Origin of the sequence: Clostridium pacaense, assembly GCF_020709765.2 — a bacterium.
In the GTDB taxonomy this organism is placed as follows: domain Bacteria; phylum Bacillota; class Clostridia; order Lachnospirales; family Lachnospiraceae; genus Enterocloster; species Enterocloster hominis.
In genome coordinates this window covers 247,130-259,887 of the sequence record NZ_JAJFEB020000003.1, presented here as the reverse complement: position 1 = coordinate 259,887, position 12,758 = coordinate 247,130, and the positions used below count along the sequence as shown (strand labels likewise).

13 protein-coding genes and 1 pseudogene are annotated in these 12,758 nt (G+C 51.1%); 6 read left to right on the top strand and 8 right to left on the bottom strand.

Annotated features, from left to right (window positions below):
• The first annotated feature begins 204 nt into the window (after positions 1 to 204).
• Complete coding sequence (locus tag LK536_RS37285; RefSeq protein ID WP_130789426.1) at positions 205 to 870, top strand: phosphatase PAP2 family protein; 666 nt, start codon at positions 205 to 207, stop codon at positions 868 to 870.
• 124 nt (positions 871 to 994) lie between these two features.
• On the opposite strand, the gene LK536_RS37280 is transcribed toward LK536_RS37285, so the two are convergent.
• Positions 995 to 1,129 (bottom strand): DUF6783 domain-containing protein, encoded by a 135-nt coding sequence (locus tag LK536_RS37280; protein WP_327395102.1) that lies wholly within the window; start codon positions 1,127 to 1,129, stop codon positions 995 to 997.
• On the opposite strand from LK536_RS37280, the pseudogene LK536_RS37275 reads away from it, so the two are divergent.
• Positions 1,088 to 1,186: pseudogene (locus LK536_RS37275) on the top strand (DUF6783 domain-containing protein); the annotation flags it as partial. The gene LK536_RS37280 and the pseudogene LK536_RS37275 overlap by 42 nt on opposite strands.
• Here LK536_RS37275 and LK536_RS37270 read toward each other — a convergent pair.
• Together LK536_RS37270 and LK536_RS37265 are read right to left on the bottom strand one after the other, a co-directional pair.
• The gene (locus tag LK536_RS37270; protein ID WP_025483218.1) at positions 1,179 to 2,198 is read right to left on the bottom strand and encodes a glycosyltransferase family 2 protein; all 1,020 of its coding nucleotides are present in this window, start codon (positions 2,196 to 2,198) and stop codon (positions 1,179 to 1,181) included. The pseudogene LK536_RS37275 and the gene LK536_RS37270 sit on opposite strands and share 8 nt — an antisense overlap.
• A 53-nt stretch (positions 2,199 to 2,251) precedes the next feature.
• Positions 2,252 to 2,704: a CPBP family intramembrane glutamic endopeptidase gene (locus LK536_RS37265; RefSeq protein ID WP_227795290.1), complete on the bottom strand. Its 453-nt coding sequence runs from the start codon at positions 2,702 to 2,704 to the stop codon at positions 2,252 to 2,254.
• A 158-nt stretch (positions 2,705 to 2,862) separates the two neighbouring features.
• Here LK536_RS37265 and arcC point away from each other — a divergent pair, with 158 nt between their 5' ends.
• The gene (gene arcC / locus LK536_RS37260) at positions 2,863 to 3,792 is read left to right on the top strand and encodes a carbamate kinase (RefSeq protein ID WP_008721628.1); all 930 of its coding nucleotides are present in this window, start codon (positions 2,863 to 2,865) and stop codon (positions 3,790 to 3,792) included.
• 112 nt (positions 3,793 to 3,904) lie between these two features.
• Here the strand turns inward: arcC and LK536_RS37255 are convergent, their stop codons facing one another.
• Positions 3,905 to 4,420, bottom strand: coding sequence for a CarD family transcriptional regulator (locus LK536_RS37255; protein WP_008721627.1), 516 nt, complete (start codon positions 4,418 to 4,420; stop codon positions 3,905 to 3,907).
• 245 nt (positions 4,421 to 4,665) lie between these two features.
• Here LK536_RS37255 and LK536_RS37250 point away from each other — a divergent pair, with 245 nt between their 5' ends.
• Positions 4,666 to 4,998 (top strand): PadR family transcriptional regulator, encoded by a 333-nt coding sequence (locus tag LK536_RS37250; protein WP_008721625.1) that lies wholly within the window; start codon positions 4,666 to 4,668, stop codon positions 4,996 to 4,998.
• Positions 4,982 to 6,490 carry a permease prefix domain 1-containing protein gene (locus tag LK536_RS37245; RefSeq protein WP_227795289.1) on the top strand — a complete coding sequence of 503 codons (1,509 nt, stop codon included), beginning with the start codon at positions 4,982 to 4,984 and terminating at the stop codon, positions 6,488 to 6,490. The genes LK536_RS37250 and LK536_RS37245 overlap by 17 nt, the downstream gene beginning before the upstream one ends.
• Before the next feature lie 162 nt (positions 6,491 to 6,652).
• On the opposite strand, the gene LK536_RS37240 is transcribed toward LK536_RS37245, so the two are convergent.
• The 3 genes from LK536_RS37240 to LK536_RS37230 all read right to left on the bottom strand — a co-directional run bounded on the left by LK536_RS37240 (position 6,653) and on the right by LK536_RS37230 (position 10,134).
• The gene (locus tag LK536_RS37240) at positions 6,653 to 7,396 is read right to left on the bottom strand and encodes a hypothetical protein (RefSeq protein ID WP_227795288.1); all 744 of its coding nucleotides are present in this window, start codon (positions 7,394 to 7,396) and stop codon (positions 6,653 to 6,655) included.
• A gap of 39 nt (positions 7,397 to 7,435) precedes the next feature.
• A complete protein-coding gene (gene tyrS / locus LK536_RS37235) occupies positions 7,436 to 8,662 on the bottom strand; it encodes a tyrosine--tRNA ligase (RefSeq protein WP_008721620.1) in 1,227 nt (408 codons plus the stop codon).
• A gap of 527 nt (positions 8,663 to 9,189) precedes the next feature.
• Positions 9,190 to 10,134, bottom strand: a complete 945-nt coding sequence (locus LK536_RS37230) for a DMT family transporter (RefSeq protein WP_008721619.1) — start codon at positions 10,132 to 10,134, stop codon at positions 9,190 to 9,192.
• Between the two features lie 203 nt (positions 10,135 to 10,337).
• Between LK536_RS37230 and LK536_RS37225 the strand changes: the two genes are divergently transcribed.
• Entirely contained in the window at positions 10,338 to 11,369 is a 1,032-nt protein-coding gene (locus tag LK536_RS37225) for a 3-deoxy-7-phosphoheptulonate synthase (RefSeq protein ID WP_227795287.1), read from the top strand.
• A gap of 81 nt (positions 11,370 to 11,450) precedes the next feature.
• Here the strand turns inward: LK536_RS37225 and LK536_RS37220 are convergent, their stop codons facing one another.
• Entirely contained in the window at positions 11,451 to 12,656 is a 1,206-nt protein-coding gene (locus tag LK536_RS37220) for an ROK family transcriptional regulator (protein WP_040381299.1), read from the bottom strand.
• Positions 12,657 to 12,758 lie beyond the last annotated feature (102 nt).

Genomic DNA, 12,758 nt, shown 5'->3' with positions numbered 1-12,758 from the left:
TTAAATATAGCACATAAAAATTAAAATTAAAAGCTGTTTATCGGCATATATTATAAAGCTTTCTAAAGGTTTATTAACTTTTTTGGAAGCCCCTTGTATTTCTAATTTCAGTGTGCTATAATCTCAGAACGTTGAGATATTTTTAACACTTTCTTTACATTTTTGTGATATTTATTTTTTCAAACAGAGAAAGAGGCTGATACTATGAACAGTATAAAAGCATTTCTTTACAAGTACAGGCACGCGTGGATATTGTCCTATGCATTCATCTATATCCCCTGGTTCTGTTACCTGGAAAAGACGGTCACCCGCAACTACCATGTCATGCACGTGGCACTGGACGACTTCATTCCATTTAACGAATATTTTATTATTCCCTATATGATGTGGTTTTTATACGTGGCAGGCACCATCCTTTATTTCCTGCTGACCAGCAGGGAGGATTTTTACAGGATCTGCACCTTCCTGTTCTCAGGCATGACCATCAGCCTGATTATCTGTACCTTTTTCCGCAATGGCACGGACTTCAGACCGGCGCTGGATTCAGGGAAGAATATATTTACCAGTATGGTCGCCGCCCTTTACAGGACTGACACACCTACCAACGTGTTCCCAAGCATCCACGTGTACAACTCCATCGGCACCCACATCGCCATCATGAAGAGCGAGGCGCTGAGGAAGCACCGGCTGGTACGGGCCGGTTCCGGCATACTGATGGTCTCCATCTGTCTGTCTACCGTGTTCCTGAAGCAGCACTCCGTCATTGATATGATAGGGGCAGCCATCATGGCTTATGTGATTTACGGGATTGTATATGGATACAACTGGTCCACAGAGGAGAAGAAGGTCAGGGAGAAGGCTCTTAGCTGACAGCCTGATTGAGGCATCACATGAAAGGCATACAAAAGACATTCCATCAATACAAAGGGATGTTGGAAAACTAACCCACGTTAGTCTTCCAACATCCCCTTTTTATTCAGGCAACCGGCCCCAATTAAGGCCGGGAGCCTGTAAAACTAGGGTGTGTTTGAAAATTGCTTTCCGTCAGCTGTGCGTCCCACTTCGTGGGAGATTTGGTCCCGATGAGGGAGGCGTAGCGGGCTACATTGACCGAATTGGGACCAAATATGCCGCGAAGTGGGGCGCGCAGATGGCGGGAATGAATTTTCAAACACACCCTAGTTAAACCCATAAAACTTCTGTGTAATCTTATACCCCAGAATCAGAAGCTCCCGTCCCCCTTTACCCGGAAGGTTGCAGCCCTGGCCCAGGAATCCAAGACGCAGGCGCAGATACAGGGGCAGGTTCATTTTCTTCAGGTACTGCCAAAGTTCCTTTTTCTTCTCCAGATTCTCCTCTGTCCCTGACTTGATGGCCAGTACCGAGGACACGGTCATCATGATTTCCAGATACTGGATCATATAGTGGCGCAGCTTCCTGCTGCTTATCTTCATCACATCATAGTATCCAAGCATCAGCTTGGTGACAAGAAGCTGCTGGTCAATCCGCCCAATCATCACCGACTCATTCACGGACTGATCCTGCCTGCCGATAAAATACCGGTAGAAGTTCACATCCAGATAATAGATATGTTTCACATGAGGCAGGGGCTGGTACACGAAAATGTTGTCCACATAGAAGGTATGCTTTGGCAGTTCCAATCCGCACTGCCTTAAAAGCCCTGTCCTGTATATGACGGAGTGCATCAGTATGTACTGGCCTGTCATGAAGAATTTGACGTCATTCCACCCAAACACCTTCTCCTTCGGGAATGCGGTATGGTACTTCATGACCTTCTTGCGCTTTGCCCCCTGCTTCTCATATACAAAGTTGGTGACCAGCATGTCCAGGGTCTCTTCCCCGTACACAAAACGGCGCAGGGTTTCAAGCACGCTCTGGAATGCCTCTTCATTCACCCAGTCATCGCTATCCACCACCTTAAAGAAGATTCCGGTGGCATTTTTAAGGCCGGTATTCACAGCCTCTCCGTGTCCTCCGTTCTCCTGATGGATTGCCCGGCATATGGTCGGGTATCTCCTCGCATATTCATCCGCAATCTCTGCTGTCCTGTCCTTTACGGAGCCATCATCCACAATGATGATTTCCACTTCCTCCCCGCCCGTAAGCAGGGTACTGATACAATGTTCCATATAACTTTCCGAGTTATAGCAGGGTATTGCTACGGATAATAACTTCACTTTTTCTCCTCCTCGTCACAAGCAGTCAGCGCCTTTCCTCAAGACGCCTGCCATCACAGTCCAAATACCGCCAGGGCTGTCAGGTTGGCGGCCCAGTGCATCAGCACGGCCATGGGGTACTTCCGGTACGCGCTGGTCTCATATCCCCATGCCAGTATCATGCCTAAAATAAATGCATACGTTCCCTGTACCCAGTTTCCGTGATATAATCCAAATGCCAGGGATGACAGGGCAGCGGATAACCAGAATCCCGTGCACTGTCTGAGCCAGCCGTACAGGAACGCCCGGAACAGCAGTTCCTCTGCCAGCGGCGCGGTAAACAGCGTGACCACCATAAATGCGGCCGGCCGGGCTGTGGCCGGTTTCATGGCAGCCTCAAAGGCAGCCAGACTGCCCACGGACCATGGAACAGCCCTTATCAGCAGATTGCCGGCAAGGGCTGCCGCCGCCGACACTTCCATCCGCAGCCACCATCCGTCCGGCAGCATCTTTCTTCCATCCTTCATATGCCTCTTATCTTCCTGTTCCCATTCTGCTGACAGTATAGCATGACTGCATTGTTTTTGCCACCATATTTTACTCTCTTTTCATTGCATTTTTTCCCAATTTCACCTATAATTAACTTAATTTATATGACAATTCAGAGACAAGCGAGGTATGGATTATGGCAAAAAAACGCATTGTATTGGCCATTGGCCACAAAGATTTGGGAACCAATCTTCCGGAGCAGAAGGCTGCTGTGGCCAGGACTGCAAAGGTCATTGCCGACTTTATCCAGGAAGGCTGGCAGGTAGCTATCGTACACAGCAACGCTCCCCAGGTAGGCATGATCCACACTGCCATGAATGAATTCGGCAAACAGCATGATGGATACAGCAAGGCCCCCATGTCCGTATGTTCAGCCATGAGCCAGGGCTATGTGGGATACGACCTTCAGAACGGCATCCGCGCCGAACTGATTAAGCGCGGCATCTATAAACCGGTCAGCACGGTCCTGACCCAGGTTACCGTGGATCCTTACGACGAGGCCTTCTATACACCCGTGAAGGTGGTGGGACGCGTCATGACAAAGGAAGAAGCGGAGGAAGAAGAAGCAAAAGGCAACCATGTAAAGGAAGTGGGGAATGGATACCGCAGGATTGTGGCTTCCCCGCACCCGGTTGCCATTGTGGAGATTGACGCCATCAAGGCGCTGATGGACGCCGACCAGATTGTCATTGCCTGCGGAGGCGGCGGAATCCCTGTCATGGAGCAGGGCTACAACTTAAGGGGCGCCAGCGCCATCATCGAGAAGGATCTGGCAACCGGGCTTCTGGCCAAGGAGATTGACGCGGATGTGATGATGATACTCACCAGCGTTGAGAATGTGACCCTTAACTACGGCACCAAGGATGAACAGCCCATCGGGCATATGAGCATTGAACAGGCAAAGGATTATATCAACCAGGGCCAGTTTGAATTTGCATCCATGCTGCCGAAGATATCCGCATCCATTGATTTCCTGGAAAGCGGCAAGGGCCGCAAGGCCATCATCACCACCCTGGACAAGGCCAAGGAAAGCCTTAAGGGGAACGGTGGGACGGTCATCGAATAGTGCATATATCCAGGCACTCAGTATCACATATATCATCAGGCAGGGCAATCAGCAGGAACCTTGTCTGTCCATAAAAATTTCAAGAGGGATTGCATTGCCTGCAATCCCTCTTTTAATCCATCTGTTCCTCATCCACCACCCGGGACTTAATATAATCCACCACTTTTTCCCTGGGCATTTCCAAGGATAATGCCAGCTCTGAATACAGGTTTTCCTCAGCCGTCTTAAAATACCGCTCGTCCAGGTCCGTCATCTTCTTGCCCTGCCTGGTCCTGTCCTGCCGCCGCAGGTACAGCGCCTTAATCATGCTGACCCACACATGGCAGTCGCAGGTTTTCAGCGCTTCCTTGTACCGCTCTTCCCTCTGCTTGTCTTCGGTCACTTCCATCTCTTTCACATCCTGGATCCTGTCAATCAGACATAGGGCCTCATCCCTGGTAAGGAGCGGCCGTATGACAGTCTTGTCCGAATCCACAGGTGTCACGATTTTACAGTCCTGATGATAATAGGGTCTCAGCTCATAATAAAGCTTGCCCTTAGGCCCGCCAGGCCTGTCTATCGTCTTAATGTCCATGATTTCACAGACCCCCCTGATTCCATAAATGATATATTGGCCTTTCTCAAACATATTTTACCGCCTGCTTCCCTAATTTTATAATACTATTCTATCATTAAAATTTTGTCGATGTCAGGCGTTTTTTGTGAAAGCCTTTATTTTCGTGGATTATGTCTTATATAGGCCACAGATGATTTGTGCATAATTACAACATCATTCTTTTCTTGACATACCTATGTAATCTATGTATAATATCAAATATACCTAGATTATCTATGTGATATGAACCATTTACCATTATCAAAGGAGGTCATCCCATGGACAAACGCTACATGGCCCTTGCCACTTCCATGCTGGTCCTTAAACTGCTGGACCGCCAGAGCATGTACGGGTACCAGATCATCCGGGAACTGGAACAGCAGAGCCAGAACGTATTCAGGCTGCAGGAGGGCACCCTCTATCCTGTCCTTCATGCGCTGGAGCAGCAGGGCGCGGTATCCACATCCCAGCAGCTGGCGGACAACGGCAGGATCCGCAAATACTATGCCATCACATCCCACGGACAGAAGCTGTTGGATGAAAAAGAAAAGGAATGGCGGGTCTATGAATCCGCCGTCAACCAGGTGATGGGAGGTGTTCTTTTTGGATAAGGAACGATTCCTGGACGAGATAACCCACCAGATTTCCTACCGGCCCCTGCGCCCCTCCATCCGCCAGGAGCTTGAGTCCCATATAGAGGACAGGATTGAGGAATATGAATCCCTTGGATTTTCCACCTCCGATGCAACTGAGCAAGCGCTGGCCTGCATGGGGGATGCGGTGTCCATTGGCACCGGACTGAACGAAGTCCACAAAATCCAGAAGGCCCCGCTGCTTTCCATCATCACCGCCCTGCTCTTCCTGACAGGTTTTGCAGCTGCCTGTTTCAGGTTCCTGCGGTGGTCGCCGCAGCAGACGGTCAATGGGGCCATATGTTATATCCCGGGAGGGATCCTTCTTGTCATGACGGCATTAAAAGGATATCCCCTGCTCATCCGCTTCCGCAAGGTCCTGGCTTTTGCCATCCCCCTCCTGTATCTGGCGGTCCAGGTCCATGAAATCATTTTCACACGGATAAACGGCCGTTATTTCAATATCGCCAACATCACTTATTTTGCCGCCCTGTTGTTTGCCCCTGTGGCTGTCGCGCTGTTATATGGCTGCCGGCAGGACAGGAAACATTTCCTGGCCGCTTCATTTACGTGTACCGGCCTGTGGGCAATGCTGATGTATTTTTCCCTGTCATATGAAGGTGGGACTGCGGCGCTTATTTCCATCCTGACCATGGTCTGCACCGCCTGTTTCATGATTCACCGGGGGATCATGAAAGGCAGTAAAAGAAAACCATATACCGGAGTCCTGGCAGCGCTGGCCCTGCTCTCAGGCCCCCTTTTCCTGACCGCCCAGGGCCGCAGCAATCTGCAGGCATTCCTTTCGCCGCAGTCTGCAATCAGCAGCACCTGGGATGATACATACAACGGGATCCTCATACGCAGCCTGATTGCCAGGACCCCGCTTACCCATGGAATCAGCCTATCCCCGGAGGAGATGATGGACTATGGAACCGGCGCATGGTACTTTGCCTCCCGCAATCCGCGCCAGATTGGGATTGACGCTGCCGGACATACCTCCAACCGGCAGTTATTCGAATCCTATGGGGAGTGGGAACCGGGAAGCGCGCCCCGGTACATCCACTACAGCGCGGAAAATGTAACCCTCCGGGATATCCTCCCACAGCACTATTACAACAACTATATCATCGCCGTATGTATCCTTTTATACGGCTGGCTGCCCGGACTGGCGCTGATTGGGGCCGTGGCCCTTTTCTATCTTCTCCTTTTTGCCTGCATCACCAGGATCCGCGGGAAACTGGCTTCCTCCCTTGCATTCTGCTGCGGTCAGTGCCTGCTGTGGCAGGGAGTCCTGTACCTCCTTGGGAATCTTGGATACCAGTATGCCTCGTTCTCCAACCTGCCCCTGATTTCAGAGGGACGGATGAGCATCATGGCCAACATGCTGCTATTGGGAATGATTTATTCGGCCTACCGATTTGACCGGGTGGTGGATGAAGGAATACTGGAGTTAAGGGAAGCAGAAGCATAGGTGCATCCAGCAAACAACGTTACATCCACCAAACAAAGACAGGGGCGGATTCCTGCATCCAAGCAGGACATCCGTCCCTGTCTTTTACTTCATCATGGCCCGCGCCTCAGAAACACGCCCCAGGCGCTCCATCCACACAGCCGGCAGGCATCCGGCAGGGCCTTAAACCCGCTTCCCGCTCCTGTCCAGCCGGTATCCGTCAATGGTACAATCCACGCGCATCACACCGTTATCCGGGTTCAGGTAATACCAGTCGTCCTTGTATTCCTGCCATCCCGTCTTCATATAGCCATCCGTGCCGAAATAGTACCAGTTGTCGTTAATCAATGCCCAGGATGTAAGATTCTCTCCCTGGTATTCGTACTTCCAGCCCTTGCTTTCTTTTAACCACTTACCCAGAAGGATATTGCGGTATTCATTCATGCCGCTCTCCGGCAATACGGAAAAATACAGGTTTGTCCTGGCATCCCTGTAACGGAACTCCACCACGTAGCAGCGGTCCAGCGTATCATAGAGATTGCCTGCATTCTTCTCCCGCTCCACTGTCTCAGGACGCACAATGGGATAATGGGTCCCTTCCTTAAGGCCTGTAACCGTGCATTCCAGATACTTCTGGGTCTCACCGTCATAGGTGATTAGATAATAATTCATTGTCACGTCATCCAGATTGATGTCGTTCTTGTCTTTTGTTACCGTAAATGTATCCTCTTCCGAAGCCCTGTAGCCGAGCACATAGGACGAGTAACCATCATATATGGAAGTCTTCCTGCTGTTAAGATCCATATGCATGGTCACAGGTACATCAGGTGTTATGGCGGCGGCTTCTGATACAAACACAGAACCTATACTCAGGACAGCTGCAAATACAATGGCTCCCAGCTGCCGGACCGGTCTGATCATCCTCATCCGGTACCCTCCTCTCAATCTTCTGACTCCGCAGGGCTGTTATCTGACAACAACCTTCATGAAATTCTTCTTGCCCCGCTTAAATACCATGCCATCTCCTGCAAACTGGTCTTTTGCAAACGCTGCCTTGATATCCTTTACCTGGCTGCCATCCACGGATACGCCGCCCTGTTCCACATTCCTTCTTGCCTCGGAACGGGAAGCGCAGAGTCCGGACTTCTGAAGCACGCCCAGGATATCAATGGAACCATCCACAAAATCTTCCTCTGAAAGCTCAAATGTAGGCATATTGGCAGTGCTGCCTCCAGCGGCAAACAGCGCCCTGGCGCCTTCCTGTGCCTTCGCTGCCTCTTCCTCGCCATGGACCAGCTTGGTCAGTTCAAATGCAAGGATCTCCTTGGCCTGGTTAAGCTGGCTGCCTTCCCACTGATCCATCTCGTCAATCTGTTCAATCGGAAGGAATGTCAGCATGCGCAGGCACTTAAGCACATCCGCGTCCGCCACGTTCCTCCAGTACTGGTAGAACTCAAAGGGAGTGGTCTTGTTGGGATCCAGCCACACTGCGCCGGACTGTGTCTTGCCCATCTTCTTGCCCTCGGAATTCAGTAACAGGGTAATGGTCATGGCATGGGCGTCCTTGCCCAGCTTACGGCGGATTAACTCTGTGCCGCCCAGCATGTTGCTCCACTGGTCATCCCCGCCGAACTGCATGTTGCAGCCGTAGCGCAAAAACAGCTCATAGAAATCGTAGCTCTGCATGATCATGTAGTTGAACTCCAAAAAGCTTAAGCCCTTCTCCATCCTCTGCTTATAGCACTCTGCCCTCAGCATGTTATTCACAGAGAAGTGAGGTCCTACTTCCCTGAGGAAATCAATATAATTTAATCCCATCAGCCACTCGGCGTTGTTGACCATCATGGCCTTGCCTTCGGAAAAATCAATGAAGCGGCTCATCTGCTTCTTGAAGCAGTCACAGTTATGCTGGATGATCTCCGGTGTCATCATGGTACGCATGTCGGAACGGCCTGAAGGATCACCTACCATACCTGTGCCTCCGCCAATGAGGGCAATGGGCTTATTGCCTGCCATCTGAAGGCGCTTCATCAGGCACAGCGCCATGAAATGCCCTACATGAAGACTGTCAGCCGTAGGATCGAAGCCAATATAGAAAACAGCTTTTCCTTCATTGACCATCTTCTTAATCTCTTCTTCATTCGTCACCTGGGCAATTAATCCCCTGGCAACTAATTCTTCGTAAATCTGCATGGTTGTTCTCTCCTCTTCCTACTCTAAATATTTTATCATATTTCCTGTTTCATGCAAGGGCTTGATTCTTACGTTTTTCTATCAGCCGGTGTCCACGGCCCGGATAACAAAAAAAGGCCCGTCCCATTCAAAAGGACGAAGCCTGGACTCCGTGTTACCACCTGATGTTCACAGACAGCTCGCGCTGCCCGCCTCTTCGGGTACTGGAGCGCATGCCTCTCCTGAATACCCTAGCACGATAACGTGTGCAGGACCCGTCACAGCCTACTGGGCATCCGCCGTTGGGTGTGAAGCTCTAAGATGTATTCGTGACCTGCTTTCCATGCGCCTCTCATCACCCGGCTGCTTTCTGTATGCTTTTGCAGATCATTACTTGTTCCCGTCATAGCCAATTCATGAAATTATCCCCATTATAGACAGGTCCGGCTGTTTTGTCAACCCCCTGTCTGCTTTTATCCGGGGTTTATCCTTCGTTATCCTGCAAATCATCCAGCATTATCCACCGCTATCCTGCGGATCATCCGCCATTATCCACCGCTATCCTGCGTTTCATCCATCCTCACGCCGTCCGGCCCCGGTCTCTGGGCAAATGTCAGGACAAACACAGCGCCCAGGATTAGGGCAAACCCGGCAAAATCAGCCGGGGTAAAGGATGTCTTAAGCCAGAACACGGAAATAATGACTGCCGATATAGGCTCCACGCTGCCCATGACGCTTCCCTTCAAAGGCCCGATCATACTCACACCCTGAAGATACAGGCCAAAGGCCAGCGCGGTCCCCACCACGATAACCCCGCCAAGGGCGCCTGCCGTGCCCGCGTCCCAGACAGGCTGATAGGTCCACGGACGCACGGATATCCCCATCACAATGCCTCCGATAAACATCCCAAAGCCCAGCACCTGGTAGATGTCATACCTGAGGATCAGCCCGCCCGGTATCATGGTATAAATCATGGCGCTGACAGCTGCCAGAAGCCCCCAGAACAGGGCTTCCCCCGTAATGTGGAAGGAATGGATGTCCCCATGGGTGCCAATGACAAATGTCCCCAACAGGGAAAGTCCGATTGCCCCAAGCTCCAGGCCCCTGGGAAGCCTTTTTCCCCTGATGCACACCACCATCAGGATCAGCACAGGCGACAGGTACTGAAGCACGGTTGCAGTGCCTGCATTGGATGCCTGGATAGCCATGAAATATGTAAACTGGCAAAATGTGATACCGAAAACAGCAAACAGCAGCAGGTGGACTGCATCCCGTCTGCGCTTAAATATGTCCAGGTTCCGTCTTCCATTCAATCTGAACCCAATCATGATGAGGATCATTCCCGCAAAGAAGAGGCGCACCGTGACCAGCCACGGCGCCTGCACTTCCTTCTGTTCAAATAAAAACTGGCCGCAGCACCCGGAAAAGCCCCAGCAGGTGCCTCCCACCAATGCCATCATGGTACCCAATGTCTGTCTGTCCTGTGTCTTCATATTCCCCGTACTCCTATCCTGTCATGCTCTATTTATACTTATAAATGCCCGGATTGTCAACATTTTCGTGGTATTAACCCTTTACGAATCCCGGTTTCTATACTATAATGAAGCATTGAAATACATCCGTGCACCCGGAACAGGCGGACACCAAAGGCCGCCCTTTACCGGGCGCGGTATTTATACATGGGAGGACATAAGATATGGGATTCACATTTATCAACAAGCTGCCTTCACCGGCAGAGATACGGGAACAGTTTCCGCTGGCTCCTGAACTGGCAGAAATCAAACGCAGGCGGGACGAGGAAATCAGGGAAGTATTTACCGGGGAAAGCCATAAGTTTGTTGTGATCATCGGCCCCTGTTCTGCTGATAACGAAGAGGCTGTATGTGATTACACCAGCCGTCTTGTAAAGGTCCAGGTACAGACAAAGGACAAGCTCATCATCATACCCAGGGTGTACACCAACAAGCCCAGGACCACGGGCGAAGGCTATATGGGAATGGTACACCAGCCTGACCCGGAGAAAAAACCGGATATGTTCGAGGGCATACTGGCCATCCGCCACATGCACATGAGGGTCCTGCGCGAAACAGGCTTCCCCACTGCGGATGAGATGCTTTATCCTGAGAACCTGAACTATCTCTCCGACATGATGTCCTATGTTGCCGTGGGCGCACGTTCCGTGGAGAACCAGTTCCACCGCCTGGTGGCCAGCGGCTGCGATGTGCCTGTGGGCATGAAGAACCCCACCAGCGGCGATCTGACCGTCATGCTGAACTCCGTTGTGGCTGCCCAGCTCCCCCATGACTTCATCTTCCGGGCCAGCGAGGTACAGTGCCCCGGCAACCCCCTCACCCACACCATCCTCAGGGGAGCGGTGAACAAAAGGGGCCAGTGCATCCCCAACTATCACTATGAGGATTTAAAACTGCTCTTTGACCTATACGCCAAGCGTGATTTGAAGAACCCGGCCTGCATCGTGGATACCAACCACGCCAACTCCAACAAGCAGTATAAGGAGCAGATAAGGATTGCAAAGGAAGTCCTTCACAGCCGCCGTCATTCCGGCGATATCAAACAGCTGGTAAAGGGCCTTATGATTGAGAGCTACATCGAACCCGGCAGCCAGAAGATCGGCCAGCACTGCTACGGCCAGTCCATCACGGACCCATGTCTGGGATGGGAAGATTCAGAGCGGCTGCTGTATGAGATTGCAGATAACCTGGATTAAGAAAACATATAAGGGAGCCTGGATCATGTGATGAATCATCACTTGATCCGGACTCCCTTATTCCTCTTAATCCAATGGGTCTTACATCCCCAGGAACATTTCATTCACAACAATCGCCAGAGGCCCGATGTATCCAATGCGGTCACTGAGGCCGGATTTCAGGATATAATCCCCGTCATACAGGGAATCATAATACGTACAGAAGTCCAGGAACCGTTTCTGGATATGGTCCATTTCAAACATGAACCCATAGATGATGACCTTATCCGGGGCCAGCAGGGTGATGGTGTTCACCACGGTCCTGGCCAGCCGCTCCACAATATCATCAATGATTTTCTGAAGTCCCGGGTCTTCTATCTCTATCCACTGTTCCATGTTCCTGACTTCAATCTTTTCCACATCCCCGTCCACGAATGCATAGAGTCCGGGCATGGACTCCTTTGTGCAGGCCCGCCTCACGCGCTCGGCCATGGCATGGGTGGCCACATGGGTCTCCAGGCAGCCCCGTCTGCCGCAGCGGCAGGGAAGCCCGCCCGGCTCCACGATATAGTGGCCGATTTCCGCGGTCTTGGAATTCTGGCTGTCATATATCTTATTCTGTATGATGATGGCAGAACCGACACCCGGCCCCCATTTGATGAACAGAAGGTTTTCCTGATTTTTGCCTGTGCCGTATATCAGTTCCCCCTCGGCAAATGCCTTTACGTTATTTTCCACCACCACGGGAAGGTCCAGGTACATCTTCATATACTCCCCAACCGGCACCGCCTCATTCCATATACGGTAAGCATGAAGGCTGACTCCTGTATCCCGTTTCACGGGGCCGGGAAGGGATATGCCCGCGCCGAGAACCGATTCCTTTGATATCCCCTGTTCCCACATAAGGGACTTGCCCTCATCCGCCACCTGCTTTAAGAATACCTGCGGCTCCAGGGCGCCGTCTGTCTTCAGCTTCCTGCCTGCAATCAGCCTGCCCTTCAGGTCGCTGATGGATATACAGGTTTCAGGGGCTTCTATGCTCACGGAAAGCACGTATTTATACTGATAATTAATATCAATGGATACCTTTTTCCTGCCTGCCCGCTTCTCCTCTTCCATCTCCCCTTTTTCCACAAGGATTCCGGCAGAGAGCAGCTGGGTGCAGATCAGGGTAACCGTGGCCGGGGTCAGGCCCAGTTCCAGGGCTATGTCCTTTCTGGACATGGCGCCATGGTCATTGAGAAGTTTCAATATGGCGCTGCGGTTACTCACTTTTACATTTTCAAGGTTAATACCCGTATAGCCCATATCTTCTCCCTCCATCTCATTTCCCGGTCCACCGGGATATTGTAAATCACATCTCATATCAGTATAGGCGTAAACACATTTAAAATCAAGGAAAACTTGGAT